Source organism: Variovorax sp. J22P240, assembly GCF_030316855.1.
Taxonomy (GTDB): Bacteria; Pseudomonadota; Gammaproteobacteria; order Burkholderiales; family Burkholderiaceae_C; genus Variovorax.
On record NZ_JASZYR010000019.1, the window covers coordinates 76727 to 101987 of the forward strand.

General features: G+C 66.8%; 26 protein-coding genes and 1 pseudogene. 17 read left to right on the forward strand and 10 right to left on the reverse strand.

Going from position 1 to position 25261, the window contains the following annotated elements:
- Positions 1–4 precede the first annotated feature (4 nt).
- Both QTI24_RS28175 and QTI24_RS28180 read left to right on the forward strand, forming a co-directional pair.
- On the forward strand, positions 5–910 hold the full coding sequence (locus QTI24_RS28175; protein WP_286604955.1) for a LysR family transcriptional regulator: 906 nt from the start codon (positions 5–7) through the stop codon (positions 908–910).
- A gap of 494 nt (positions 911–1404) precedes the next feature.
- On the forward strand, positions 1405–1602 hold the full coding sequence (locus QTI24_RS28180; RefSeq protein WP_286604957.1) for a hypothetical protein: 198 nt from the start codon (positions 1405–1407) through the stop codon (positions 1600–1602).
- A gap of 525 nt (positions 1603–2127) precedes the next feature.
- Here the strand turns inward: QTI24_RS28180 and radA are convergent.
- Complete coding sequence (radA, locus tag QTI24_RS28185; RefSeq protein WP_286604958.1) at positions 2128–3519, reverse strand: DNA repair protein RadA; 1392 nt, start codon at positions 3517–3519, stop codon at positions 2128–2130.
- A 154-nt stretch (positions 3520–3673) separates the two neighbouring features.
- Between radA and hpaR the strand changes: the two genes are divergently transcribed.
- From hpaR to QTI24_RS28245, 12 genes are read left to right on the forward strand one after another with little or no spacing between them, the layout of a single operon-like run.
- The gene (hpaR, locus tag QTI24_RS28190) at positions 3674–4111 is read left to right on the forward strand and encodes a homoprotocatechuate degradation operon regulator HpaR (RefSeq protein ID WP_286604959.1); all 438 of its coding nucleotides are present in this window, start codon (positions 3674–3676) and stop codon (positions 4109–4111) included.
- Positions 4108–4731 carry a fumarylacetoacetate hydrolase family protein gene (locus tag QTI24_RS28195; protein WP_286604961.1) on the forward strand — a complete coding sequence of 208 codons (624 nt, stop codon included), beginning with the start codon at positions 4108–4110 and terminating at the stop codon, positions 4729–4731. The genes hpaR and QTI24_RS28195 overlap by 4 nt, the downstream gene beginning before the upstream one ends.
- Positions 4728–5480 carry a fumarylacetoacetate hydrolase family protein gene (locus QTI24_RS28200; protein ID WP_286604963.1) on the forward strand — a complete coding sequence of 251 codons (753 nt, stop codon included), beginning with the start codon at positions 4728–4730 and terminating at the stop codon, positions 5478–5480. Before QTI24_RS28195 ends, QTI24_RS28200 begins: the two co-directional genes overlap by 4 nt.
- Before the next feature lie 30 nt (positions 5481–5510).
- Positions 5511–6968 carry a 5-carboxymethyl-2-hydroxymuconate semialdehyde dehydrogenase gene (gene hpaE / locus QTI24_RS28205; protein WP_286604965.1) on the forward strand — a complete coding sequence of 486 codons (1458 nt, stop codon included), beginning with the start codon at positions 5511–5513 and terminating at the stop codon, positions 6966–6968.
- A gap of 2 nt (positions 6969–6970) precedes the next feature.
- On the forward strand, positions 6971–7849 hold the full coding sequence (gene hpaD / locus QTI24_RS28210; RefSeq protein ID WP_286604967.1) for a 3,4-dihydroxyphenylacetate 2,3-dioxygenase: 879 nt from the start codon (positions 6971–6973) through the stop codon (positions 7847–7849).
- 12 nt (positions 7850–7861) lie between these two features.
- Positions 7862–8266: a 5-carboxymethyl-2-hydroxymuconate Delta-isomerase gene (locus QTI24_RS28215; protein ID WP_286604969.1), complete on the forward strand. Its 405-nt coding sequence runs from the start codon at positions 7862–7864 to the stop codon at positions 8264–8266.
- 15 nt (positions 8267–8281) lie between these two features.
- Positions 8282–9085, forward strand: a complete 804-nt coding sequence (hpaH, locus tag QTI24_RS28220; protein ID WP_286604970.1) for a 2-oxo-hept-4-ene-1,7-dioate hydratase — start codon at positions 8282–8284, stop codon at positions 9083–9085.
- A 9-nt stretch (positions 9086–9094) separates the two neighbouring features.
- Entirely contained in the window at positions 9095–9904 is an 810-nt protein-coding gene (hpaI, locus tag QTI24_RS28225; protein ID WP_286604971.1) for a 4-hydroxy-2-oxoheptanedioate aldolase, read from the forward strand.
- 5 nt (positions 9905–9909) lie between these two features.
- The gene (gene ilvD / locus QTI24_RS28230) at positions 9910–11643 is read left to right on the forward strand and encodes a dihydroxy-acid dehydratase (protein WP_286604973.1); all 1734 of its coding nucleotides are present in this window, start codon (positions 9910–9912) and stop codon (positions 11641–11643) included.
- Positions 11644–11667: 24 nt separating this feature from the next.
- Entirely contained in the window at positions 11668–12657 is a 990-nt protein-coding gene (locus QTI24_RS28235) for a Bug family tripartite tricarboxylate transporter substrate binding protein (protein ID WP_286604975.1), read from the forward strand.
- Between the two features lie 19 nt (positions 12658–12676).
- Entirely contained in the window at positions 12677–13468 is a 792-nt protein-coding gene (locus QTI24_RS28240) for a class II aldolase/adducin family protein (RefSeq protein WP_286604977.1), read from the forward strand.
- Between the two features lie 7 nt (positions 13469–13475).
- Complete coding sequence (locus QTI24_RS28245; RefSeq protein WP_286604979.1) at positions 13476–14453, forward strand: 2-dehydropantoate 2-reductase; 978 nt, start codon at positions 13476–13478, stop codon at positions 14451–14453.
- Between the two features lie 9 nt (positions 14454–14462).
- Here QTI24_RS28245 and QTI24_RS28250 read toward each other — a convergent pair whose 3' ends face one another.
- Together QTI24_RS28250 and alr are read right to left on the reverse strand one after the other, a co-directional pair.
- Entirely contained in the window at positions 14463–15185 is a 723-nt protein-coding gene (locus QTI24_RS28250) for a hypothetical protein (RefSeq protein ID WP_286604981.1), read from the reverse strand.
- A 10-nt stretch (positions 15186–15195) separates the two neighbouring features.
- Positions 15196–16284: an alanine racemase gene (alr, locus tag QTI24_RS28255; protein WP_286604983.1), complete on the reverse strand. Its 1089-nt coding sequence runs from the start codon at positions 16282–16284 to the stop codon at positions 15196–15198.
- A 170-nt stretch (positions 16285–16454) separates the two neighbouring features.
- Between alr and lplT the strand changes: the two genes are divergently transcribed.
- The 3 genes from lplT to QTI24_RS28270 are packed head-to-tail and all read left to right on the forward strand — an operon-like array spanning position 16455 to position 19151.
- Positions 16455–17759: a lysophospholipid transporter LplT gene (gene lplT, locus QTI24_RS28260; protein ID WP_286604986.1), complete on the forward strand. Its 1305-nt coding sequence runs from the start codon at positions 16455–16457 to the stop codon at positions 17757–17759.
- Between the two features lie 7 nt (positions 17760–17766).
- Positions 17767–18669 carry a DMT family transporter gene (locus tag QTI24_RS28265; protein WP_286604987.1) on the forward strand — a complete coding sequence of 301 codons (903 nt, stop codon included), beginning with the start codon at positions 17767–17769 and terminating at the stop codon, positions 18667–18669.
- The gene (locus tag QTI24_RS28270; protein WP_286604988.1) at positions 18666–19151 is read left to right on the forward strand and encodes a glutathione peroxidase; all 486 of its coding nucleotides are present in this window, start codon (positions 18666–18668) and stop codon (positions 19149–19151) included. The genes QTI24_RS28265 and QTI24_RS28270 overlap by 4 nt, the downstream gene beginning before the upstream one ends.
- 9 nt (positions 19152–19160) lie before the next feature.
- Here QTI24_RS28270 and QTI24_RS28275 read toward each other — a convergent pair whose 3' ends face one another.
- From QTI24_RS28275 to QTI24_RS28305, 7 genes and pseudogenes are all read right to left on the reverse strand, one after another.
- The gene (locus QTI24_RS28275) at positions 19161–19601 is read right to left on the reverse strand and encodes a carboxypeptidase-like regulatory domain-containing protein (RefSeq protein ID WP_286604989.1); all 441 of its coding nucleotides are present in this window, start codon (positions 19599–19601) and stop codon (positions 19161–19163) included.
- Between the two features lie 86 nt (positions 19602–19687).
- Positions 19688–20926 carry a glycolate oxidase subunit GlcF gene (glcF, locus tag QTI24_RS28280; protein WP_286604990.1) on the reverse strand — a complete coding sequence of 413 codons (1239 nt, stop codon included), beginning with the start codon at positions 20924–20926 and terminating at the stop codon, positions 19688–19690.
- Positions 20927–20934: 8 nt separating this feature from the next.
- Positions 20935–22032, reverse strand: coding sequence for a glycolate oxidase subunit GlcE (glcE, locus tag QTI24_RS28285; RefSeq protein WP_286604991.1), 1098 nt, complete (start codon positions 22030–22032; stop codon positions 20935–20937).
- A 31-nt stretch (positions 22033–22063) separates the two neighbouring features.
- Positions 22064–22984, reverse strand: coding sequence for an SMP-30/gluconolactonase/LRE family protein (locus tag QTI24_RS28290; protein ID WP_286604992.1), 921 nt, complete (start codon positions 22982–22984; stop codon positions 22064–22066).
- A 94-nt stretch (positions 22985–23078) separates the two neighbouring features.
- On the reverse strand, positions 23079–24620 hold the full coding sequence (locus QTI24_RS28295) for an ammonium transporter (protein WP_286604993.1): 1542 nt from the start codon (positions 24618–24620) through the stop codon (positions 23079–23081).
- Positions 24621–24647: 27 nt separating this feature from the next.
- On the reverse strand, positions 24648–24986 hold the full coding sequence (gene glnK / locus QTI24_RS28300) for a P-II family nitrogen regulator (RefSeq protein ID WP_028249673.1): 339 nt from the start codon (positions 24984–24986) through the stop codon (positions 24648–24650).
- A gap of 58 nt (positions 24987–25044) precedes the next feature.
- Positions 25045–25261 (reverse strand): annotated as a pseudogene (locus QTI24_RS28305) (TorF family putative porin); the annotation flags it as partial.

Sequence of the window (25261 nt, forward strand, 5' to 3'; positions counted from 1 at the left end):
GGGCATGGTGAAGCTGGACGGCTTGGCCACCTTCGTGGCGGTCGCGGAGTCAGGCTCCATCAGCGAAGCATCGCGACGGCTGGATCTCTCCAAGTCCGTCGTGAGCGAGCGCCTCGCCGACCTTGAAAAGGAGCTGGGGGTTCGTCTTCTGCACCGCTCGACGCGCAAGCTGACGCTCACCGAAGACGGCAGCACCTTCCTGGCGCGCGCCTCCGCGATCATGCGAGATGTCGAGGAGGCCGCCGCAGAGTTGGCGCAGCGGCGCGGCACGCTGGTCGGGCCGCTGAGAATTTCCGCGCCGGTCACCTTCGGGCGCATGCACCTGGGCCCGGCGCTGTATCCGTTCATCGCGGCCCATCCCGGCATCGAGTTGGCGCTCGAACTTGATGATCGAAGAGTCGACGCCGCATCGGAAGGCTACGACGGCGTGGTCCGAAGCGGGCCGCTTGTCGATTCGCGCCTGGTGGCGTGGACGCTGGCCCGGAGCCGCCGGGCGCTCGTCGCCTCGCCGGACTACATCGAGAAGCAAGGCCGGCCCTCCAGCGTCGAGGATCTGCAGCGCCACCGGGGCGTGTTCTACACGAACCGGGGCGTTGCCGACTGGCAGTTCCGGCGCGATGGCGAGCTCGTGTCGGTGCGCGCGTCGCGGGCCCTGCGCGTGAACAACGGCGACATGATGCGGGATGCCTGCGAGACGGGGCTGGGCATCGCGCTGCTGCCCACTTTCATCGTCGGGGAGTCTTTGCGTGCCGGCAGGCTGCTTGCCATCGATATCGGGCTTCCTTCGGAGGAAGAGTTTCTGTACGTTGCGCATCCGGAAGGACGATCGCCCTCGGCGAAGCTGCGGGCGATGACCGATGCGCTCAAGGCCGCATTCGGCGACCCGCCCTACTGGGATTCGGGGCTGTGATGCTTGGCAAGCCGGCGCAAGAGCGCTTCATCGCTGACATCCTCAAGAACCGCAATGACCGGGCAGGACACGACGACTTCGCCGACCGCTCGGGAGGTCAGGCCAACGGCATCGTGCGAATCTCGTCCGCTCCAAGCCGCGTGCGGTCGATTGGCCATCCTCGCTAGCGGGCGTGCTTTGCGGCCCTTCGAAACGGGTAGGAGGCTTCCCGGTCCGCCTGTTGAATCACCGCACCCCAGGCCTTGTTGAGTGCTTGCCCGGCAGTCTTGCCACAGGTGGGCTGCAGATCTCGATACTAGGCGCCATGCCCGATGTAGCCGGCTGCCGCGAACCGAAGCCTCGATGGAGTAGCCACGGAGTGAATCGCCGACTCGCGTTCGCGTTTTGGCGCGTTGGCGAACTGCACGTGAGGTGAAGAGAACGTGCTTTGAGCTACATCAAGGCGGCGTCCAAGACGCTTGCGTAGCATTCCTTCTCACAACAGGAGACTTTCCATGCACGCAACTCCCGAGTCCTTGAAGCGCGATACGGCCCCTTCCGACTCCTTGGCGCTTGAAGTGCCTCTCGTCCAGATTCACTTGAACCAGTTGCTGGCGCTCGCACCATGGCCCGCCGCCATGTGGGTGTTTTGGCAGGGCCAGTTCTCGCGCTATTCAACGTTTCTCGCTGGCGGCGCCCCTATCGACGCCTGACAGTCCGTTTCCACTGGGCTGAAAGACCGCAACGCTGCAGAGCCAATGTTCAGGCCACGTCTGTCACGACCGCGCACAAGGACCAGACTGTCTTCGAGCTTCAGTGACGTGCCTTACTCACCGACGGGCTCGCTTCGGTCACGATCTGCATTCGCCGCACCATCTCCGCGTTGACCACCTCCATCAAGGCGCGCAACTCGGTAGGCTGAATGGGGAACTCCTCGAATTCTTGGAGATAGAGAGGCGTCAGGAAAACTTTGCACGCAGTCGTACGCAAGCAGCAGACTTGGCCATATTCGGGCCTCCCTAGAAGTTGTCGTTTGCAAAAAGCAACCGCCTCCGCTTCCAAACGAAGGCGGCAGCTCGAACGGGTTGGAAGACCGGACAACTTCTCACGAACAAACCGGCAGGACTTTCGTCGTCCCGTCCGAGCCGCCAAAAATTGGGACGCGAACGAGGAAGCCGCAGGGTGTTCGGGCTTCCAAACCCGACCAAGTCTTTGATGACGTGGCTCACGCACCAGCGCTACTGCATCTGCCGCACGATATCCAACGCCTCCTCGATCCGCTCCACCGCATGGATCGTCAGCCCCTCGATCTCTTTCGAGCCCTTGCGCGGCGCATTCGCCTTCGGCACTACCGCCACGCTGAATCCGAGCTTGGCGGCTTCGCGCAGCCGCTCCTGCCCGCGCGGCGCGGGCCGCACCTCGCCGGCCAGCCCCACTTCACCGAACGCGATGAAGCCCTTGGGCAGCGGCTTCCCGCGCAGGCTCGACGTGATCGACAGCATCACCGCCAGGTCGGCCGCAGGCTCGCTGATCCGCACCCCGCCCACCGCGTTGACGAACACGTCCTGGTCCATGCAGGCCACGCCCGCATGCCTGTGCAGCACCGCGAGCAGCATGGCGAGACGATCACGGTCCAGCCCCACCGACAGGCGCCGCGGGCTGGGCCCGCCGTTGTCGACCAGCGCCTGGATCTCGACCAGCATCGGCCGCGTGCCTTCGAGCGTGACCAGCACGACGCTGCCCGGCACCGGCTCGGCGTGCTGGCTCAGGAAGATCGCGCTCGGGTTCGTCACGCCCTTGAGCCCGCGCTCCGTCATCGCGAAGACGCCGATCTCGTTGACCGCGCCAAAGCGGTTCTTGATGGCCCGCACCAGGCGAAAACTCGAATGCGTGTCGCCCTCGAAGTACAGCACCGTGTCGACCATGTGCTCCAGCACGCGTGGGCCGGCCAGGGCGCCCTCCTTGGTGACGTGGCCAACCAGCACGATGGCGGTGCCGCTGGCCTTGGCGAAGCGAGTGAGGTGCGCTGCGCACTCGCGCACCTGGGCGACCGAGCCGGGTGCCGAAGTGAGCTGGTCGGAGTAGACGGTCTGGATGGAGTCGATGACCGCGATCACCGGGCGGTTGGCGTCGAGCGTGGCAAGGATCTTCTCCAGCTGAATCTCGGCCAGCACTTGCACCTGCGAGTGTTCCAGCCCGAGTCGACGTGAGCGCAGCGCGACCTGCGCGCCGCTTTCCTCGCCGGTGACGTAGAGCGCGTTGCGCCCGGCACGCTGCAGCGCGTCGACCGCCTGCAGCAGCAGCGTCGATTTGCCGATGCCGGGGTCGCCGCCGATGAGCGTGACGCCGCCGTCCACGATGCCGCCGCCCAGCACGCGGTCGAGTTCGTCGATGCCCGTTGGCGTGCGCGCGATGTCGGTGGCCTCGATCTCCGACAGGGTCGCCAGTTCGGCCGAGCCCGCCAGCGCCGCGAACTGCGTGCCGAAGCGATTGTTGGACGACCCTCCCGCAGCAGCGCCGACTTGCTCGATCAATGTGTTCCAGGCGCCGCAGCTCGGGCATTTGCCGAGCCACTTGAGGCTGGTGCCGCCGCATTCGCTGCAGACGTAGAGTGTTTTTTCCTTGGCCATGCGTCGAGTGTAGGGAAGCGCTCAGCGGCTCACGCCAGGACGCGCCTCAAGGCTCGAATGCGCTGCCACACCTGCGCTGGCGCATACGCCAAAGGGTTAACCCGAAGTGCGTCCTTCGATCAATCATTTAACATATTAAATAAATTGAGGCAGCATGATCACTCCCTTCTCCCACCGCAACTTGCCCCGCCTGCTGCTGCAGGCTCGCGAGGCCGTGATGGGCCACACGCGGCCCAGCCTGCGCGAGCATGCGTTGTCGGACCAGCAGTGGCGCGTGCTGCGCGTGCTCGGTGAACACGGCGCGGTCGAAACCGGCCGCGTGGCGCGCGAGGCCTTCATCCTCGGCCCGAGCCTGACCGGTGTGCTCGCGCGCATGGAGCGCGACGAACTCATCACGCGAAGCCGCGACCCCGAGGACCAGCGCCGCACCGTGGTCGAAGCCACGGCACGCGGCCGCAAGCTGGTGACGAAGCTGTCCACCAGCATCGAGGCGCACTACGGCTGGATGGAAGAGGCGATGGGCAAAGAGAAGCTGACCCAGCTCTACCAACTCCTCGACGAACTCATCGCACTGGAACAACCGCAACCATGACCTACACCCCAAAAGGCACCGTCTACGGCGTGCTGCTGAACTTCCGCGCGGAGGTCGAGGCACTGGCGCCGCAGATGAACCAGCCGCCCTACAAGGCCCCCCCGAAAGCGCCGGTGCTCTACGTCAAGACCGCTAACACCTGGAGCCCGCACGGCAGCGCGATCACGGTGCCGGCGAAGGTCGATGCGGTCGAGGTCGGCGCCACCATCGCGATGGTGATCGGCGCCGACAACGACGTCGAAGGCTTCGTGCTGATGAACGACCTGTCGATTCCGCATGCGAGCTTCTTCCGCCCGCCGGTCAAGTTCAAGTGCGTCGACGGCTTCCTGGGCATCGGCCCGGCGATGCGCGATGCGCAGGAGGTGGCCGACCCGGCGCAGTTCAAGCTCGAAGTGCGCATCAACGGCGAGTTGAAGCAGTCGGTCGATTTCTCACGGTCGGTGCGCAGCGCCTCGCAGCTGCTGGCCGATGTCGGCGACTTCATGACGCTTGCGCACGGCGAAGTGCTGATGCTCGGCTGCGACGCCGGCCGCCCGCTGGCGCGCCCAGGCGACCGCATCGAGATCAGCGCGCCAGGCTTCGAGACGCTGGTCAACACGCTGGTGAAGGAGCAGGCATGAAGCACGCGCGCATCCTGTTCGAAGGCGCGGTGCACGACGCCGTGGAGGACGACGGCCGACTGAGGCTGGCCGATGGCCGGCTGCTGGCAGCCGATGTCGTGACCTGGCTGCCGCCGCTGGCACCGGTGCCGCGTCCGCGCACCATCCTCGCGCTGGGGCTCAACTACGCCGACCATGCCAAGGAGCTGGAGTTCAAGGCGCCCGAGGAGCCGCTGGTTTTCGTCAAGGGCGAGAGCACGCTGACCGGCCACCGCCAGCTCACGCGCCGCCCTGCGGACGTGCAGTTCATACACTACGAATGCGAGCTGGTGATCGTCGTCGGCAAGACCGCACGCAAGGTGAAGCGCGACGACGCCTACGACTTCATCGGCGGCTACACGGTCGCCAACGACTACGCGATACGCGACTACCTGGAGAACTGGTACCGCCCCAACCTGCGCGTGAAGAACCGCGACACCTGCACGCCGATCGGCCCCTGGCTGGTCGACGCCAAGGACGTGGCAGATCCGATGGCGCTGGCGCTCAGCACCACCGTCAACGGCAAGCTCACGCAGTCGGGCAACACGAAGGACATGATCTTCGACGCGCCCTTCCTGATCGAGTACTTCAGCAGTTTCATGACGCTGTCGCCAGGCGACATCATCCTGACGGGCACGCCTGACGGCGTGGTCGACTGCCGCCCGGGCGACGTCATCGTGACCGAGATCGCGCAGATCGGCGCGCTGGTCAACACCATCGCCGCGGGCTGAGCGGCGCATCCATCACCAAAGACGAATCCCATGCAGATCGATCACCTCATCAACGGCAAGCCGGTCGCTGGCCGTGACTACTTCCAGACCGTCAACCCCGCCACGCAGGAAGTGCTGGCCGAAGTCGCCTCGGGCGGCGAGGCCGAAGTGAATGCGGCCGTGGCCGCTGCCAAGGAAGCCTTCCCGAAATGGGCCGGCATGCCCGCGCCCGAACGCGCGAAGCTGATCCGCAAGCTCGGCGACCTGATCGCGAAGAACGTGCCGGAGATCGCGCAGACCGAGACCAACGACTGCGGCCAGGTCATCGCGCAGACCGGCAAGCAGCTGGTGCCGCGCGCGGCCGACAACTTCTACTATTTCGCGGAGATGTGCACCCGTGTGGACGGCCACACCTACCCGACGCCCACGCACCTCAACTACACGCTGTTCCACCCGGTCGGCGTGTGCGCGTTGATCTCGCCCTGGAACGTGCCTTTCATGACGGCGACATGGAAGGTCGCGCCCTGCCTCGCCTTCGGCAACACGGCGGTGCTCAAGATGAGCGAACTCTCGCCGCTCACGGCCGCGCGTCTCGGCGAGCTGGCGCTCGAAGCCGGCATTCCGCCCGGCGTGCTGAACCTCGTGCACGGCTACGGCAAGGAGGCCGGCGAGCCGCTGGTGGCGCACCCCGACGTCCGGGCGATTTCCTTCACCGGATCGACGGCGACCGGCAACCGCATCGTCAAGAGCGCGGGCCTGAAGAAGTTCAGCATGGAGCTCGGCGGCAAGAGCCCCTTCGTGATCTTCGACGACGCCGACCTCGACCGCGCGCTCGACGCGGCCGTGTTCATGATCTTCAGCAACAACGGCGAGCGCTGCACCGCAGGCTCGCGCATCCTGGTGCAGCAGTCGATCTACGCTGACTTCGCGGCGAAGTTCGCCGAGCGCGCGAAGCGCATCGTGGTGGGCGACCCGCTCGACGAGAAGACCATCGTCGGCCCGATGATTTCGCAGGCGCATCTCGCCAAGGTGCGCAGCTACATCGAACTCGGCCCGAAGGAAGGCGCGACGCTGCTGTGTGGCGGCCTCGGTGCGCCCGATCTGCCCGACCGCGTGAAGAAGGGCAACTACGTACTGCCGACCGTCTTCGCCGACGTCGATAACCGCATGAAGATCGCTCAGGACGAGATCTTCGGCCCGGTCGCCTGCCTGATCCCGTTCCAGGACGAGGCGGATGCGATCCGGCTCGCGAACGACATTCAATATGGCCTGTCGAGCTACGTGTGGACCGAGAACATCGGCAAGGCCCATCGCGTGGCCGCTGCGGTCGAGGCCGGTATGTGCTTCGTCAACAGCCAGAACGTGCGCGACCTGCGCCAGCCCTTCGGCGGCACCAAGGCCTCGGGCACGGGGCGCGAAGGCGGCACATGGAGCTACGAAGTTTTCTGCGAGCCGAAGAACATTGCTGTCTCGATGGGCAGCCATCACATTCCGCACTGGGGAGTCTGACCATGGGCAAGCTCGCACTCGCAGCCAAGATCACACATGTGCCGTCGATGTACCTGTCTGAGTTCCCCGGCCCGAACTTCGGCTGCCGCGATGCGGCGATCAACGGGCACAAGGAAATCGACCGCCGCTGCCGCGCGCTCGGCGTCGACACCATCGTGGTCTTCGACGTCCACTGGCAGGTGAACAGCGAATACCACATCAACTGCGGCCCGAAGTTCGAAGGCATCTACACGAGCAACGAGTTACCGCACTTCATCAAGAACATGCCCTATGCGTACCCGGGCAATCCGGCACTCGGGCACCTGATCGGCGACATGGCGAACGAGATGGGCGTGAAGAGCCGCGCCCACAGCGACACCACGCTCGACCTGGAGTACGGCACGCTGGTGCCCATGCGCTACATGAACGCTGACCAGCACTACAAGGTGATCAGCATCAGCGGCTGGTGCGACTGGCACGACCTGCAGGAGTCGGGCCGCTTCGGCCTCGCGGTGCGCCGCGCCATCGAGGAGCGCTACGACGGCACGGTGGCGGTGTTCGCGAGCGGATCGCTGTCCCATCACTTCGCGGACAACGGCCGTGCGCCGGAGTTCATGCACAAGGTGTACGACCCGTTCCTGGAGCAGGTCGACCATCGCGTGGTCGAACTCTGGAAGGCCGGCGACTGGAAGACCTTCATCGGGATGCTGCCGATGTATGCCGACAAGTGCTGGGGCGAAGGCGACATGCACGACACCGCGATGCTGCTCGGCCTGCTGGGCTGGGACAGTTACGAGGCGCCGGCAGAGATCGTCACGCCCTACTTCGGCAGCTCGGGCACGGGGCAGATCAATGCGATCTTCCCGGTCACGCCGCTGTCAGCGACAGCCACCACGTCCTGAGGAGCGCGAACCATGCCTCATCTGGTGATCCTCTACACCCCCAACATCGAGCCCGAGACCGACATGTCGGCGCTGTGCCGCACGCTCGCCGACACGATGCTCGAGCAGCGCGACGAGGAAGGCAAGCAGGTCTATCCGACCGGGGGCACGCGCGTCCTCGCCTACCCTGCCGCGCACTATGCGGTGGCCGACGGCAAGGCGGACTACGCCTTTGTCTATCTCAATGTGAGGATGGCCGCCGGTCGCTCCGATGCGGTGAAGAAGCGCATCGGCGATGCACTGCTCGACCAGTCGAAGCGCCATTTCGAGCCGGTCTTCGCGCGGCGATACATCGGCATCACACTGCAGATCGACGAAAGCCCCGGCCAGGTCTACGACGGCAAGCACAGCAACCTGCATCCGCTCTTCACCAAATAATCAGCAGAACCCGCCATGCTCGCCCTGAACGTCATCCAGCAACTCGCCGCCGAACTTCACGAGAGCGAGAAGTCGCGCGTTCAGGTCGAGCATTTCTCCAAGCGCTTTCCCGAGATGACCATTGAGGACGGCTACGCCATCTCGCGCGAATGGGTCAAGACCAAGATCGCCGAGGGCCGCGTCGTCAAGGGTCACAAGATCGGCCTCACCTCGCGCGCGATGCAGCAGGCCAGCCAGATCACCGAACCGGACTACGGAACGCTGCTGGACGACATGTTCTTCGAGCAGGGCGCCGACATCCCGTTCACGCGTTTCATCGCGCCGCGCATCGAGGTCGAGCTGGCTTTCGTGCTCGGCAAGCGGCTGCAAGGGCCGAACGTGACAATCTTCGACGTGCTGGCGGCCACCGACTACGTGGTGCCGGCCATCGAGATCATCGACGCGCGCATCGAGCAGTTCGATCGCCACACGAAGGCGATGCGCAAGGTCTTCGACACCATCGCCGACAACGCGGCTAACGCCGGCATCGTGACCGGCGGCCGCCCCGTGAAGCCCGACGCGGTGGACCTGCGCTGGGTCAGCGCCCTGCTCTACAAGAACGGCGTGATCGAGGAATCCGGCGTGGCCGCCGCCGTGCTCAACCATCCCGCGACCGGCGTAGCCTGGCTCGCCAACAAGCTCGCGCCGTGGGACGAATGCCTTGAGGCCGGCGAGGTGGTGCTCGGCGGCTCGTTCACGCGTCCGACGACCGCCGTGCCCGGCGACACCTTCCATGCCGACTACGGCCCCTTGGGCTCCATCGCCTTCCGCTTCACCTGAAAGACGCCAATGCAAACACCCGCGAACCCCTTCAAGCAAGCCCTCGCCGCGAAGCGCGCCCAGATCGGCCTCTGGCTCGGCCTCGCCGATTCGTACAGCGCGGAGATCTGCGCCGGCGCCGGCTTCGACTGGCTTCTGATCGACGGCGAGCATTCACCCAACGGCCTGCAGAGCATCCTGCAGCAGGCGCAGGCGATCGCCGCATACCCCGGCGCGAACGCGATCGCGCGCGTGCCGCTCGGCCACGGCGACGCCGGCACGGCCCTGATCAAGCAGTACCTCGACCTCGGCGTGCAGACGCTGCTGGTGCCCATGGTCGATACGCCCGAGCAGGCGAAAGCCATCGTGCGCGCGATGCGCTACCCGCCCGACGGCATCCGCGGCATGGGCGGCGCGCGGGCGTCGGGCTGGGGCCGATATCCGGCCTATGCGAAGGAAGCGAACGACCGGGTCTGCCTGCTGGTGCAGGCCGAGACGCGCGAGGCGCTCGCCAACCTGGACGCCATCGCGGCAGTCGACGGTGTCGACGGGGTGTTCATCGGCCCGGCCGACCTGTCGGCGTCGATGGGACACATGGGCAACCCCGGCCATGCCGAGGTGCAGGCGGCGATCGAAGACGCCATCGCGCGCATCAACCGCGCCGGCAAGGCAGCAGGCATTCTGACGCCGGACGAGGCGCTGGCCCGCAAGTACCTGGACCTGGGCGCGCTCTTCGTCGCCGTCGGCCTCGACACCAACCTGCTGGTGCGGACTACCTCCTCGCTGGCCGCCCGCTTCAAGGACGGCGCGAAGGCATCGCCCGCGAGCAGCACTTACTGAGTGCGATGACCGATTCGCCAAACGGGCGCAAGCCCTTCCGCTCGGCGACCATCCGCGACGGCGTGATTCGCGCGACCACACGCAGCTTCCTGCATGCGCTGGGGCAGGACGACGAAGACATCGCGCGCCCGCACATCGGCGTGTTCCACACCGGCGGCGAGATGAGCCCCTGCAACCTGAACCTGCGCGAGCAGGCGCAGCATGCCAAGACGGGCATCTATGCGGGCGGCGGCACGCCGCACGAGTGCCCGGTGGTGTCGGTCAGCGACGGTCTGACGATGGCTCATTCGGGCATGCGCTTCTCGCTGATCTCGCGCGAGTTGATCGCCGACAGCGTCGAGGCCTCGACACGCGGCCACCAGTGGGACGGCATCTTCGCCATCGGCGCCTGCGACAAGAACCTGCCGGGCCTGATGATGGGCATGGTGCGCTGCAACGTGCCGAGCGTGTTCGTGCATGGCGGGTCCGCCCTGCCCGGCCAGATGCCTGGCCCGGACGGCCGCGACCTGAACGTCGTCGACACCTACGAGACCATCGGCAAGGTGCTGGCCGGCGACGCCACCCCCGACGAGCTCGAAGCCATGAGCCGTGCCTGCCTGCCCACCGCGGGCGCCTGCGCGGGGCAGTTCACCGCCAACACCATGGGCATGGTTTCCGAAGCGCTCGGCCTGGCGCCGATCGGCTCCAGCATGGTGCCGGCCGTCTTCAGCGAGCGAGCGCCCCTGATGCGCCGCGCCGCGAAGTCGCTGATGCGGGCGGTGATGGGCGAAAGCCCCCTGCCGCGTGACATCGTGACGCGCAAGGCGCTCGAAAACGCCTGCGCCGTCGTGTCGGCCACCGGCGGCTCGACCAACGCCGCGCTGCACCTGCCGGCGATCGCGCACGAGGCGGGCATCAAGTTCCACCTGGACGACGTGGCCGAGGTATTCGCGCGCACGCCGCTCATCGCCGACCTGCGACCGGGCGGCCAGTACCTGGCGCGCGACGTGTTCTATATCGGCGGCGCCGGCGTGATCCTGCGCACGCTGCTGGCGCAGGGCTATCTGCATGGCGACGCCATGACTTTCACCGGGCGCACGCTGGCCGAGGAAGTGGCCGACGCCGCCGAACCCGATGGCAGCGTGGTGCGCAAGGCGGGCGACCCAATCTCGCGCGATGGTGGTCTGGCCGTGCTCAAGGGCAATCTGTGCCCCGACGGCGCGCTGCTCAAGACCGCGGGGCTGAAGACGCTGGTGCACCGTGGCCCGGCGCGCGTCTTCGATTCGGAGGAAGAGGCGCAGACGGCGGTTCAGAACCGACGCTACGAACCCGGCGACGTGATCGTGATCCGCAACGAAGGCCCCAAGGGCAGCCCGGGCATGCGCGAGATGCTCGGCATCACCGCGCTGCTCTACGGACAGGGCATGGGCGACAAGGTGGCGCTGCTGACCGACGGGCGCTTTTCCGGCGCGACGCGTGGGCTGTGCATCGGCTACGCGGGGCCGGAGGCGGCCGATGGCGGCCCGATCGCGGCGCTGGTGGATGGTGACTTGATCGCGATCGACGCGCGGGCGGAATCGCGCAGCATCGCGGTGGAACTGACGGACGCGGAAATCGCCGCGCGGCTCGCGAAACGTGAGGTAAACGCGGGGGTGCGGCATGGCGGCTTGCTGGAAAAATATGCCCTCACCGTGCGGCCTGGCCACCAGGGCGCCGTGACCCACTCCGGCGCAGTCACCTGGCTGCGCGACGAGTCCTGAAGCACCACCCTTGGAGACATCCGCATGAACTTCACCCGCCGCAGCCTGCTGCAAACCACCGGCGCCTCCGCGCTGCTCGCCAGCATCGGCCAGCAGGCCTTTGCGCAAACGACGATCGAGACCGCCCGGATCATCACCGGCTTCGCGGCCGGCGGCACCTCCGACACGACCTGCCGGCGTCTCGCGACCAAGCTGGCGCCGGACTACGCCAAGACCGTGGTGGTGGAGAACCGCACGGGTGCGGGCGGCCAGATAGCCGTCACCTACGTCAAGAGCCAGCCTGCCGACGGCGCGACCATCCTGCAGACGCCGACCTCGATCCTCACGATCTATCCGCACATCTACAAGAAGCTGCCCTACGACCCGGTGACCGATCTGTCGCCGGTGTCGCTGGCCTGCATCTTCGACTTCGGCTTTGCGGTCGGCCCGGCCGTGCCGACGAGCGTCAAGACGGTGCCGGAATTCCTGGAATGGGTGAAGGCCAATCCCGCCGGCGGCAACTTCGGTTCGCCCGCCGCGGGCTCCACGCCGCACTTCATCGGCGCGCTGCTCGGCAAGAACGCCGGCGTGGACCTGAAGCATGCGGCCTACCGCGGCACCCAGCCCGCGATGCTCGACCTGCTCGGCGGCAACATCTCGGCCGTCTCGGGCCCGATCGGCGACATCACGCAGCACCTGCCGACCGGCAAGATTCGCATCCTGGGCGTATCGGGCACCAAGCGCAGCAGCTTCGCACCCGACGTGCCGACCTTCGGCGAACAGGGGCTCAAGGACATGGCGTTCAGCGAATGGTTCGCCTTCTTCCTGCCGGCCAAGGCCGCGCCGGAGACCGTGAACCGCCTGAACGCTGCAATGAAGAGCGCGCTGGCCACCAAGGAAGTGATCGACGGACTGCATGGCTTCGGGCTGGAGCCGATGTGGTCGTCGCCGACCGAGCTGGCCGAACTGCTCAAGAAAGACACCGCCATGTGGGCGCCGATCGTGAAAAAGATCGGATTCACGGCGGAGGCCTGACCATGACAAGGAACTGCTTATGAACACCCGACTCGCCGCGCCGATCACGACGCTGGGCCATCCCGACATCCACCCGGACGAGCGCGCGGCGCGCCTGCAGCTCGCCGCCTGCTACCGCGTGTTCGCGATGCTGGGCTGGACCGAGATGATCTACAACCACATCACGGTGCGGCTGCCCGACAGCGTGACGGGCAGCGAGAAGCAGTTCCTCATCAACCCCTTCGGCCTGCACTACAGCGAGGTCACGGCCAGCAACCTGGTCAAGATCGACCTGCAGGGCAAAGTGCTCGACGGTTCGAGCTGGCCGGTGAACCCGGCCGGCTTCACGGTCCATGCCGCGATCCACGACGGCCTGCCTGATGCGCATTGCGTCATGCACACGCACACCACGGCGGGCGTGGCGGTGGCCTGCCTGCAGGGCGGACTGCAGCAGACCAACTTCTATACCGCGCAGTTGCACGACATGGTGGCGTACCACGACTTCGAGGGCATCACGATCCATGCCGACGAAGGTCCTCGCCTGCTGAAGAGCATCGGCGACCGCAAGGCGGTGATCCTGCGCAACCACGGCCTGCTGGCGTGGGGCGAGACACTGCCGCAGACATTCGCGATTCTCTGGACCCTGCAGCGTGCCTGCGAGATCCAGATGGCGACCTTCTCGATGGGCGCGGCGATTCCGGTGTCGGAAGACATCGCCCGCAACTGCACGCGCGATGCGCTGCAATTCAATCCGAACCACGGTGCCGGGCAGGACGTGTTCGACGCCCTTGTGCGCCAAGTCGACCGCATCGATTCCTCCTACAAGAACTGACTGAATCATGAAGGTTTGCATCTACGGCGCCGGCGCCATCGGCGGCTGGATCGGGGCGAAGCTCGCGCAGGCGGGTTGCGAGATCGACGTGGTGGCGCGTGGCGGGACGTTCGAAGCATTGGAGCGCGACGGCCTCACGCTGGTGAGCGGCGAATCGCGCGTGTCGGTGCCGGTCAACGCGAGCAGCGATCCGAAGGCACTGGGCGTGCAGCAGCTCGTGGTGGTGGCGGTGAAGGCGCCGGCGTTGCCCGCCGTCGCGCAGCAGATCGCGCCACTGCTCGGCCCCGACACGATCGTGCTGACGGCCATGAACGGCGTACCGTGGTGGTTCCTGCAAGGCGGCTTCGGCGGCAGCCTGGCCGGCGCGCAATTGGAGGCCATTGATCCGGGCGGCAAGATCGACGCAGCCATCCCGGCGAAGCACGTGATCGGCTGCGTGGTGCATGCGAGCTGCTCGCTGGATGCGCCCGGCGTGGTGCGGCATCACTTCGGAAACGGACTCATCATCGGAGAGCCCTCGGGCGAAGCGACGCCGCGTGCGGGAGCCCTGCGCGACCTGCTGGCGCGCACGGGCATCGACACCAAGCTCTCGCCGCAGATTCAGAAAGACGTCTGGTACAAGCTCTGGGGCAACATGACGGTCAACCCCATCAGCGCGTTGACCGGCGCCACGACCGACCTCATCCTCAACGACGATCTGGTGCGCGGCTTCATCTCCACGATCATGCTGGAGGCCAAGGAGATCGGTGCGCGCATCGGCGTGCCGATCGCCGAGAGCCCCGAGGATCGGCATGCCGTCACGCGCAAGCTGGGCGCCTTCAAGACCTCGATGCTGCAGGACGTCGAAGCGGGACGCGCGGTCGAACTCGATGCGCTGGTTTCGGCGGTGCGGGAGCTGGGGCAACGGGCCGGCGTGCAGACGCCGTTCACCGATGCGTTGCTGGGTCTCGCGCGGCTGCGGGCGCGGCAACTGGGCCTGTACTAATCCCGGCGCTCAGCGCTGGAGCAGGACCCGCACGGCGCCGGGCAACGAGTGCGCCTTGGGCATGAAGCGGTCGATCACCGCCCCGAGCACCACCGCGAACAACAAGGCACCCAGCAGCGGCTTCCAGGTGAGCCGCACCGCGGCGAGCAGCCAGCCTTCGCGCGCGACGCGCACCACGGTGCGCGCCGACACGTACGAGAACGCCACCTCCACGGCGACGGCAAGCAGCGCGTCCCAGCCGAAATAGAGAAGCACCAGCGCGCCCGCGCCGAACGCGACCGCAACGCAGAACAGGAAGATCGCGAGCACCGGCACCACGATGACCGCGCCCTCGTCCGCGCCGGCCACCACGTCGAGTGCGCCGCCGGCCACATCGGCGACGCTGGCGCCGGCACCAGAATTCATGCCGCCGCCATGCGCCGACGGCCAGTCACCGACGCCTGGGTCCGGCACGTCGGGATCGAAGCGGGTGTCGTGCCGCACCAGCCGCGCAGCCCACCAGCGGAGCACCAGCAGGTACGCCACGTAGCCCACGCCCAGCGTCATGAAATAGCGCGTCGCGAGCGAATCGACGCCCCAGCGCATCTGCAGGTGCGACACCATCCACATCAACAACAACGTGAAGGTGCCGATCAGCAGGCCGTGCGATCGCAGGTTGTAGGTTCGGTGCAAGTCGCGCTCGACCTGCGTCTCCCACAAGCGCACGGAGCGCCAGTCCGAAAGGATCTTCAATCAGGCGCCTTCAATCGACCGTGGCGGGCACCCGCATGGCGACAGCGCACATGAGCTCGTAGCCCACGGTGCCGGCAGCCTGCGCCACGTCGTCGATGGACAGCAGCGTGCCGTCGGACGCGCGGCCCCACAGCGTCACCTCGCTGCCGAAGCCGGCATCGGGCACCGGCGTCAGGTCGACCGTGATCATGTCCATGCTCACGCGGCCGACCATGCGCGTGCGCACGCCGTTCACCAGCACGGGCGTGCCGGTGGTGCAGTGGCGCGGGTAGCCGTCGGCATATCCGACCGCCGCGACGCCGATGCGCATCGGGCCTTCGGCGGTGAAGCTCGATCCGTAGCCGATGGTGTCGCCCGCCTTCAGGTTCTGCACGCCGATCAGTTGCGTCGACAGTGTCATGCCGGGCTGCAGCTGCCAGTGCGCGGCGTCGTGTTCCGGAAAGTCCGGCGCACTGCCGTACAGCAGGATGCCGGGGCGCACCCAGTCGGCGCGCGTGCTCGGAGCGTGGCGCAAGGTGGCGGCGCTGTTGGCGATCGAGCGCTCGCCCGGCAGGTCCTGCGTGGTGCGCTCGAAAACTTCGATCTGGTGGTCGATGCCGCGCGCGCCGTCGGCATCGCTGAAGTGCGTCATCAGCGTGATCTCATCGACCTGCGGCAGCGCGTTCAGCCGCGTCCACGCCGAGCGGAAGCGCTCGGGCGTGAAGCCGAGCCGGTTCATGCCCGAGTTCATCTTGAGGAAGACGCGCTGCGGCGCCTGCGTCTTGTGGGCGGCCAGCATGTCGATCTGCTCGTCGCAGTGCACCGCATGCCAGAGATCGAGGCGCGAGCACAACTCCAGGTCGCGCGCATCGAACACGCCTTCGAGCAACAGGATCGGGCCGCGCCAGCCAAGCGTGCGCACACGTTCGGCCTCCTTCAGATCCAGCAGGGCAAAGCCGTCGGCGGCGCGAAAGGCGTCGAAGACGCGCTCGATGCCGTGCCCGTAGGCGTTGGCCTTGACGACAGCCCACACACGGGAGTCGAGCGCCGCGCGGCGAGCGCGATCGAGGTTGTGCCGCAGTGCAGCAACATGGACAGTGGCGAGGATCGGACGCGGCACGGCAAAAACCCTGTGAAAAGCAGGAAACACTCACACAAACGCGCCCAGAGTGACAGGCGCGTCATGCCATTTTGACACCGCACCCCCATGCTATAACCGCGCAGCCGCCACGGAAGCGGCCCCTCTTCCACTATCGCCAGCATTCTCAATTTCTGGCCAGCAGCCAATCGATGAAGCGCGGTTTCTACACGATCATGTCGGCCCAGTTCTTTTCGTCACTGGCCGACAACGCGCTTTTCGTTGCTGCCGTGGAACTGATGCGAACCAACGGCGCACCCGAGTGGCAACGCGCGGCGCTGGTGCCGATCTTCACCATCTTCTATGTGGCGCTCGCGCCGCTGGTCGGAGCCTTCGCCGACGCCTTGCCCAAAGGCAAGGTCATGTTCATCAGCAATGCGATCAAGGTGGTGGGCTGCGTGATGATGCTGTTCGGCTCGCATCCACTGCTGGCCTACGCCATCGTCGGGCTGGGCGCCGCGGCGTACTCGCCGGCCAAGTACGGCATCCTGACCGAACTGCTGCCGGCCTCGCAACTGGTCAAGGCCAATGGCTGGATCGAAGGCCTGACCATCGCCTCGATCATTCTCGGCATCGTGCTCGGCGGCCAGCTCGTGGGCCATGCGCTGTCGACCCAATTGCTCTCGCTGGATTTTCCCGTCATCAGTACGGGCATCGACACACCGCCCGAAGCAGCGATCTCCGCGCTGATCCTGGTCTACATCGTGGCCGCGTGGTTCAACACGCGCATCCCCGACACCGGCGTCGAGATGCGGCCGCTGCGCGCCAATACGCAGCACAGCTTCATCCGCAACGTGGCCGCGCTGTTGCCTGATTTCTGGCACTGCAACTCACGCCTCTGGCGCGACAAGCTCGGACAGATCTCCCTGGCGACGACGACCCTGTTCTGGGGCGCGGGCGGCAACCTCAAGTACATCGTGCTCGCGTGGGCGTCGCTGGCGCTGGGCTACAACACCGCGCAGGCCTCGTCGCTGACGGGCGTGGTCGCGATCGGCACCGCCGTCGGCGCGATCGTCGCTTCGGTTCGCATGCGGCTCGACATGGCGACGCGCGTGATCCCGCTGGGCATCGGCATGGGCGTGCTGGTGATCGGGATGAACTTCATCGGCAACATCTGGCTGGCCGTGCCCTTCCTGATCCTGCTGGGCGGGCTGGGCGGCTTCCTCGTGGTGCCGATGAACGCGCTGCTCCAACACCGCGGCCACAACCTGATGGGCGCGGGCCGCTCCATCGCGGTGCAGAACTTCAACGAGCAATCCTGCATCCTGATCCTCGGCGCGTTCTACAGCGCGTGCACCGGCCTCGGCTTGTCGGCCTATGCGGCCATTACCGCCTTCGGCGTCGTGGTGGCCGGCTTCATGTGGCTCATCAAACGCTGGCACGAGAGCAACCTGCGCAAGTACCCCGAAGAGGTCGAGCACTTGCTCGCGATCGCTCGCAGCGACAAGCACCACTGATCCTGTCTTGCCTGCCATTGCGCTGATCTTCAACGCCTTCGTCTGGGGCGTCTCCTGGTTTCCCTTCCGTCAGATCGAGAGCCACGGTCTTCATCCGGTGTGGGCGACGTGCCTGATCTATGCCGCGATCGCCGCGGTGATGGCGCTGCTGCGCCGCAGCATGTGGCATGTGTTCGTACGGCAACCCGGGCTCGTGTTGCTCGGGCTGGCGGCCGGCTTCACCAACGTCGGCTTCAACTGGGCGGTGACGCAGGGCGATGTGGTGCGCGTGGTGCTGCTGTTCTACCTGATGCCGCTGTGGAGCGTGCTGCTGGCCTGGGCCTTCCTGGGCGAGCGGCCGACGCCGGCGGCGCTCGCACGGGTCGCGCTCGCGCTCGTCGGCGTGGCGGTCGTGCTCAAGACGCCGGAGACCGACTGGCCGATACCGTCGAGCCTGCCGGACTGGCTCGGCGTCGCCGCGGGTTTCAGCTTTGCGGTGACCAACATCCTGCTGCGCCGGCTGCGCGCCGCGCCCGGCGAATCGCGTGCGCTGGCGATGTTCGGCGGCTGCGCTCTGGTGGCCGGTGCGACGGCACTGGCCGGGACCGCGCTCGGCGCGATCGCCCCGCCGCCGATGGCCTCAACCGCATGGTTGGGCTGGGCCCTGCTGCTAGGTGTCGCATTCGTCTTCGCCAACATCTGCCTGCAGTACGGCGCAGCGCGGCTTGCAGCGAGCGCGACCTCGGTGATCATGCTGTCGGAAGTGCTGTTTGCCAGCAGCTCGTCGGTGGCGCTGGGCGCGGCCACGATGGATGCTCGGATCTGGATCGGCGGCGCGCTGATCGTGCTGGCCGCGGTGTGGTCGGCGTTTGCGCGATCGCCGGCCGGCGAGGATGATCGACCATCCTCCCTCCAGAAAGAATCGCCATGACCACCGTCTACGACTTCGAAGCCCGCCAGATCGATGGCAAGCCGGTGCCGCTTTCCTCGTTCAAGGGCAAGGTGCTGCTGATCGTGAACACAGCCAGCAAGTGTGGATTCACACCGCAGTTCGAGGGGCTGGAGGCCCTGTACGAGAAGTACTCGGGCAAGGGCCTCGCGGTGCTCGGTTTCCCGTCCAACCAGTTCGGCAACCAGGACCCGGGCACCAACGAGGAAATCGGCGCCTTCTGCGTTGAGAACTACGGCGTCAGCTTTCCGATGATGGAGAAGATCGACGTCAACGGCTCTGGTGCCGCGCCGCTCTACAAGTGGCTGGTCAAGGAAGCGCCGGGCTTCCTGGGCAGCACGGCGATCAAGTGGAACTTCACCAAGTTCCTGATCGGCAAGGACGGACAGGTCATCCGCCGCTACGCGCCGCTCGACAAGCCCGAGTCCATCAGCCGCGACATCGAGACCGCTCTGGCTGCCTGAGCCGCTTCGTCAGAAGCGGAAGTCGGCCGTCTTCGAGCCGCCGCCGAGCGTGACGACCTGGCTCTTCGTGACGCCTTCTGACGCTGCCTCGACGGTATAGCGGCCGGGCGGCAGATCGACGTGGCAGATGGGTCCGTTGGAGACCAGTGACAGCGCGGTGGCGCCGCTCGCGTTCTTCACCGTGACCGCGACATCCGCCAGGTAAGCACCGCTGGCGCGCGCGAAGAGCAGCGAGAGCGGATGGTCCTTCATCGCGGCGCGCATGGCGACGGATTCGTCCGACCCGACGCCGCCGCAGACGTACTGCCCGGAACCGTCGCTCTTCATCGTCGGCGAGACAACTGGCACCACGGCGGGAACGGCGGCGGACTGGGCTTGCACCACCCAAGGTGCGACGGCGCAGGCGCAAACCACTGTGCCGCGCAGAATGAATCGAAATGAGGCGTGCATGGAAACACTCCCGTAGTGAACATCCATGCATGGTCCGTTCGCACCGTCTGTCGGCGAGTCGGACCAGAACCCCAATGCGTGTGCGATCAGGCCGTCGGCGGCGTCGGCAACGCTTCGTCGAGCAACTCGACCCAATGCCGCACCGGCGTTTCGCTGCCGCTTTGCAGATGGGTGATGCAGCCGATGTTGGCCGACACGATGGTCGTCGGCCGAAGCTGGTTCAGATGGCCCAGCTTGCGATCGCGCAGCGGGTAGGCCAGCTCGGGCTGCAGGACCGAGTAGGTGCCGGCCGAACCGCAGCAAAGGTGCGATTCGTTGAGCGCCACCTGCACGTCGAAACCCAACGCGCGAAGGTTCGTCTCGACGCCGCCGCGCAGCTTCTGCCCATGCTGCAGGGTGCAGGGCGGGTGGTAGGCGATCACGCCGCGCGGCGCGCTGACGCGGCCCTTCAGCACCGGCACCAGCTCGGGCAGCAGCTCGCTCAAGTCCCGGGTGAGCGCGCTGATGCGTTCCGCCTTGGCGGCGTAAGCCGGGTCGTCCTTGAGCATGTGCCCGTATTCGCGCACCGTCACGCCGCAGCCGGAGGCGTTCATCACGATCGCCTCGACTTCCTTGCGTTCGACCAGCGGCCACCAGGCATCGATGTTGGCGCGCATCTGCGCCTTGCCGCCGTCGTGATCGTTGAGATGAAACTTCACCGCGCCGCAACAGCCCGCGCTGGGCGCGATCACTGCCTGGATGCCAGCCGCGTCGAGCACGCGCGCGGTCGCGCTGTTGATGTTGGGCGCCATCGAGGGCTGCACACAGCCGGCGAGCATGAGCACCTTGCGCGCATGGGTGCGCGTGGGCCATTCCCCGGCCTTCCGCGGCGCGGGCACCTTGGCCCTGAGCTTTTCGGGCAACAGGCCGCGCACCGATTGGCCGAGCTTCATCGCGGGGCCGAAGAGCGATGAAGGCAGTGCCTCCTTGAGCGTCCAGCGCAGAGCGCTTTCGAGAGGCGGGCGTGGCACCTTCTCGTCGACGATCTTGCGGCCGATGTCGACCAGGTGCCCGTACTGGACGCCGCTCGGGCAGGTGCTCTCGCAATTGCGACACGTCAGGCAGCGATCGAGGTGCAGTTGCGTGCTGCGCGTCGGCGCCTTGCCTTCGAGCACTTGCTTGATCAGGTAGATGCGCCCGCGCGGCCCGTCGAGTTCATCGCCGAGCAGTTGGTAGGTCGGGCAGGTGGCGGTGCAGAAGCCGCAGTGCACGCACTTGCGCAGGATCGCCTCGGCTTCGCGGCCATCGGCGGTGCCCTGGAATTCGGGAGCGAGTTCGGTTTGCATGCGTGGGGTCAGTCCGCGGGATAGAGCCGTCCACGATGGAAGACGGATTGAGGATCGAACTCGCACATCAGCGCGCGATGAATGCGCTCTACGGCGGGGCTCAGCGAGTCGAACCTGCCGAGCACGCGTTGGCCGTGGATGTCCGAGGGCATGAACAGCGTCGCATGGCCGCCGGCGGCACGGGCGGCTGCGCGCAACTGCGGACGCCGATCGGGCGGCGCGAGGTACCAACGCTGCGCGCCGTGCCACTCGATCAGCGGCGTGCTGTCGACCTCCAGCACCGGCGAGGTCTGTGGCACCGAGAGGCGCCAGAGATCGCGCGCGCCACGCGCAGCGAACCACGGATGCTGCTGGTCGCGCAGCGACTGCCAGCCTGCGGCAGTGCGGTCACCGCTTTGACGCTCGCCGCCCAGGTGCGTGCAAGCTGCTTCGACCGCTGCCACCGCGCCGCGCAAGCGCAGCGACAACACGCCCTCGCCATCCCGCTCGCGCCAGACGCTTGCGTTCAGCGGCAGCGGCCGGCCGCCCCATTCGTTGAGCAGGCGCAGCGCATCGGCCTGGCTGCAGGCGAACTCCAGAGTCGCTTCGGCGGGCGCGACCGGGAGCACCTTGAGGCTCACTTCCGCGATGAGCCCGAGCACGCCCAGAGAACCCGCGAGCACGCGCGACACGTCGTAGCCCGCGACATTCTTCATGACCTGGCCGCCGAAGGTGAGCACCTCCCCGCGACCATTGACCAGCGTGGCGCCGAGCACGTAGTCGCGCACCGAACCTACGCTGGCCCGCGAAGGCCCGCTGAGCCCTGCCGCGACCATGCCCCCGACCGTGCCGGCGGCGCCAAAGCGCGGCGGCTCGAAGGCCAGGCACTGGCCCTTGTCGGCCAGCGCGGCCTCGAGCTCGGCCAAGGGCGTGCCGGCCCGTGCGGTGACGACCAGCTCGCTCGGCTCGTAGCTGGTGATGCCCGTCAGCTCGGTGGTGGAGAGCGGCTCGCCTTGCGGCGGCTCGCCGTAGAAGTCCTTGGTGCCGCCTCCCCGAATGCGCAGCATCGTGGCGTCGGCGGCAGCGGCGCGTATGCGCTCGGTGATCTGGCAAAGGGCTGGATCCATCCCGGCGATCCTACCGCCAGCGGCCCCTGGGTCAGTCTTCAAAGAAGCGCACGGGCAATCCGGGCGTGGCGACTCGAATCGATAGGACGTGGCCGGATGCCGGCCGTTGTTCGAGTTCGGCGGCCGGCCTGCCGCGCCGCGCGGTGGTGACAAACAGCGTGCGCAGGTCGTCGCCACCGAAGCACGGCATGGTCGGGCACTGCACGGGCGTCGGCAGCGCGGATACCTGCTCGCCAGAAGGCGCGAAGCGCAGCAACTGGCCGCCCTCGAACATCGCGACCCAGTAGTGGCCCGCGGCGTCAATGGTGGCGCCATCGGGCCGGCCTTCGTAGCGGATGAGCGATTCCGCCGTCCAGCCCGCAGGCTTGTCGCCGAACTGCCGGAACACGCGCGGGTTCGACAGGCGGTTGGGCCGCGCCGCCCACGTCCAAGCGCGCACGCGATGCGCCGCGGTGTCGGCCCAGTAGACGGTCGTATCGTCGGGCGAAAAAGCGAGGCCGTTGGCGGTGGTCGCCTCGTTGGCCATCTGCGTGAGCGTCGGAGCGCGGCCGCCGCGTGCGTCGAGGCAGTAGAGCGCGGCGTTGGTACGGTCCTTCGCCTCGTTGAGGGTGCCGGCCCAGAAGCGGCCGAGCGGATCGCACTTGCCGTCATTGAAGCGCATCGTGCGCACGTCGTGGTCGACGCGCGCGATGGGCTTGAGTTCGCCGCCCCACTCCCGCGTGCGATAGACACCGTCGCGCAGTGCGATCACCAGGCCGCCCGTGCGCGCGGGCGCCATGCAGCCGGGCTCGGTCGGCACATTCCATCGCTCGATCTCGGGCCGGGCGATGTCGCCGCGCGTGCGCAGCACTGCGCGGCCCGGAATGTCCAGCCAGTAGAGCGACCGCTCGGCCGGGTGCCAGAACGGCGACTCGCCGAGCTGGCTGAGGCTGTCATTCAGCGTGGTCCACATCAGCCGCAGCTTAGGCGAAAAAAGGCCCGCAGACGCCGAAGCGCGTGCGGGCCGAACATCCAAAGGAGACTCTCGCTAACAAAAACTTTTCAGATCAGCGGTTGTACGCGGTCTCGCCGTGCGCCGAGATGTCGAGGCCTTCGCGCTCTTCCTCTTCGCTCACACGCAGGCCGATCGTGAGGTCGGCGATCTTGTAGGCGATGAAGGACACGACACCCGACCACACGATGGTCAGCACTACCGCCTTGAGCTGGATCCAGACCTGTGCGCCGATGCCGTTGGAGACGATGCCGGCCGTGACCCAGTCGCCCACGAGGCCGGGGCCGCCGAGCGATTGGGTGTTGAACACGCCGGTCAGCAGCGCACCGACGATACCGCCGACACCGTGCACGCCGAACACGTCGAGCGAGTCGTCCGCGCCGAGCATCCTCTTGAGGCCGTTGACACCCCAGAGGCAGGCGAAGCCGGCGACGAAGCCGATGACGATCGCGCCCATCAGGCCGACGTTGCCGGCAGCCGGCGTGATCGCCACGAGGCCGGCGACGGCCCCCGAGGCGGCACCCAGCATCGAGGCCTTGCCGCGCATCAGCGCTTCACCGATGCACCATGCGAGCACCGCGGCGGCGGTGGCCGAGAAGGTGTTCATGAAGGCCAGCACGGCGCTGGTGCCGGCTTCGAGCGCGGAACCGGCGTTGAAGCCGAACCAGCCCACCCACAGCAGCGAGGCACCGACCATCGTGAGCGTCAGCGAATGCGGCGTGAAGGATTCCTTGCCGTAGCCGATGCGCTTGCCGATCAGGAAGGCACCCACGAGGCCGGCGACGGCCGCGTTGATGTGCACCACGGTGCCGCCTGCGAAGTCGAGCGCGCCCCATTGCCAGATCAGGCCGGCCTTGTCGTTCATCGCATCGACGACTTCCTTGCTGGCGTAGGCGTCCGGGCCCATCCAGAACCAGACCATGTGCGCGATCGGCGCATAGCTGAAGGTGAACCAGATGGCCATGAAGAGCAGCACGGCCGAGAACTTGATGCGCTCGGCGAAGGCACCGACGATCAGGCAGCAGGTGATGCCGGCGAAGGTGGCCTGGAAGGCGGCGAACAGCAGTTCGGGGATGTACACGCCCTTGCTGAAGGTCGCGCCGGGTGCGAACACGCCGGTGGCCGGATCGAAGATCCCCTTCATGAAGAGCCGGTCGAAGCCGCCGATGAAAGCATTGCCCTCCGTGAACGCCAGGCTGTAGCCATAGATGAGCCACAGCACGACGATCATCGAGAAGGTGACCATCACCTGCATCAGCACCGACAGCATGTTCTTGCTGCGGACAAGGCCGCCGTAGAACAGCGCGAGGCCGGGGATCGTCATCATGATCACCAGCAGCGTGGAGACCATCATCCAGGCGGTGTCGCCTTTGTTGAAGGAAGGCGCGGCTGCGGCGGGCGCCGCGGCGGCATCGGCAGGTGCCGCGGCCGCAGGAGCGGCGGCGGGTGCGGCGGCCGGCGCTGCGGCTGCAGGCGCGGCAGGCGCGGCGGCAGCGGGCGCCTCGGCCGCGGGTGCCGCGGCCGTCTGCGCAAAGCCGGACGTGCCGGCGGCCAGCACGCTCAAGCCGAGCGCGAGTGAAACAAGGAATTTTTTCATTTCGATTTGTCTTTCGTGCCTTGCGTATCAGAGGGCTTCGCGGCCCGTTTCACCGGTGCGGATGCGCACGACTTGCTCCAGGTCGTACACGAAGATCTTCCCGTCGCCGATCTTGCCGGTGCGTGCAGCGGCTTCGACGGCCTCGATGACGCGCTCGACCAGTTCGTCGGCCACGGCGGCTTCGATCTTGACCTTGGGCAGGAAGTCGACGACATACTCGGCGCCGCGATACAGCTCGGTATGGCCCTTCTGGCGGCCGAAGCCCTTGACCTCGGTGACCGTGATCCCCTGCACACCGATCGCCGAAAGCGCTTCGCGCACTTCGTCGAGCTTGAAGGGTTTGATGATGGCTGTGACCAGCTTCATGATGTTTCTCCTACAGATGAAAGGGACGGCGCAGCCTCCGGGGCCGCGCCTTCTGTGACTAAAGCGTCTTGGTCAGAGTGAGGATGAAGCGGGTCTTGTTGGGCGAGAAGGTGGTCTGGCCGAAGGTGACGCCGTTGATGTCCACGCCCGGGCTGGAGATCAGATTGAAGGCGCTCTGTTCGCTGCCGCCCTGGATCCATCCGCCCAGGGACAGGCCGCTGCCGAAGTCATAGGACACGCCCACGTTGTAGTCCAGGTAGTCCTTGTAGCCCAGG

Coding starts and splice junctions, on each gene's coding strand:
- QTI24_RS28295 (WP_286604993.1), bottom strand. CDS start 24,620: ATGAAAAAATTCCTTGTTTCACTCGCGCTCGGCTTGAGCGTGCTGGCC.
- hpaH (WP_286604970.1), top strand. CDS start 8,282: ATGCTCGCCCTGAACGTCATCCAGCAACTCGCCGCCGAACTTCACGAG.
- QTI24_RS28195 (WP_286604961.1), top strand. CDS start 4,108: ATGACCTACACCCCAAAAGGCACCGTCTACGGCGTGCTGCTGAACTTC.
- QTI24_RS28175 (WP_286604955.1), top strand. CDS start 5: ATGGTGAAGCTGGACGGCTTGGCCACCTTCGTGGCGGTCGCGGAGTCA.
- QTI24_RS28215 (WP_286604969.1), top strand. CDS start 7,862: ATGCCTCATCTGGTGATCCTCTACACCCCCAACATCGAGCCCGAGACC.
- QTI24_RS28240 (WP_286604977.1), top strand. CDS start 12,677: ATGAACACCCGACTCGCCGCGCCGATCACGACGCTGGGCCATCCCGAC.
- QTI24_RS28200 (WP_286604963.1), top strand. CDS start 4,728: ATGAAGCACGCGCGCATCCTGTTCGAAGGCGCGGTGCACGACGCCGTG.
- lplT (WP_286604986.1), top strand. CDS start 16,455: ATGAAGCGCGGTTTCTACACGATCATGTCGGCCCAGTTCTTTTCGTCA.
- QTI24_RS28180 (WP_286604957.1), top strand. CDS start 1,405: ATGCACGCAACTCCCGAGTCCTTGAAGCGCGATACGGCCCCTTCCGAC.
- ilvD (WP_286604973.1), top strand. CDS start 9,910: ATGACCGATTCGCCAAACGGGCGCAAGCCCTTCCGCTCGGCGACCATC.
- radA (WP_286604958.1), bottom strand. CDS start 3,519: ATGGCCAAGGAAAAAACACTCTACGTCTGCAGCGAATGCGGCGGCACC.
- QTI24_RS28245 (WP_286604979.1), top strand. CDS start 13,476: ATGAAGGTTTGCATCTACGGCGCCGGCGCCATCGGCGGCTGGATCGGG.
- hpaI (WP_286604971.1), top strand. CDS start 9,095: ATGCAAACACCCGCGAACCCCTTCAAGCAAGCCCTCGCCGCGAAGCGC.
- glcF (WP_286604990.1), bottom strand. CDS start 20,926: ATGCAAACCGAACTCGCTCCCGAATTCCAGGGCACCGCCGATGGCCGC.
- QTI24_RS28275 (WP_286604989.1), bottom strand. CDS start 19,601: ATGCACGCCTCATTTCGATTCATTCTGCGCGGCACAGTGGTTTGCGCC.
- QTI24_RS28290 (WP_286604992.1), bottom strand. CDS start 22,984: ATGTGGACCACGCTGAATGACAGCCTCAGCCAGCTCGGCGAGTCGCCG.
- glnK (WP_028249673.1), bottom strand. CDS start 24,986: ATGAAGCTGGTCACAGCCATCATCAAACCCTTCAAGCTCGACGAAGTG.
- QTI24_RS28270 (WP_286604988.1), top strand. CDS start 18,666: ATGACCACCGTCTACGACTTCGAAGCCCGCCAGATCGATGGCAAGCCG.
- QTI24_RS28235 (WP_286604975.1), top strand. CDS start 11,668: ATGAACTTCACCCGCCGCAGCCTGCTGCAAACCACCGGCGCCTCCGCG.
- hpaR (WP_286604959.1), top strand. CDS start 3,674: ATGATCACTCCCTTCTCCCACCGCAACTTGCCCCGCCTGCTGCTGCAG.
- hpaD (WP_286604967.1), top strand. CDS start 6,971: ATGGGCAAGCTCGCACTCGCAGCCAAGATCACACATGTGCCGTCGATG.
- glcE (WP_286604991.1), bottom strand. CDS start 22,032: ATGGATCCAGCCCTTTGCCAGATCACCGAGCGCATACGCGCCGCTGCC.
- hpaE (WP_286604965.1), top strand. CDS start 5,511: ATGCAGATCGATCACCTCATCAACGGCAAGCCGGTCGCTGGCCGTGAC.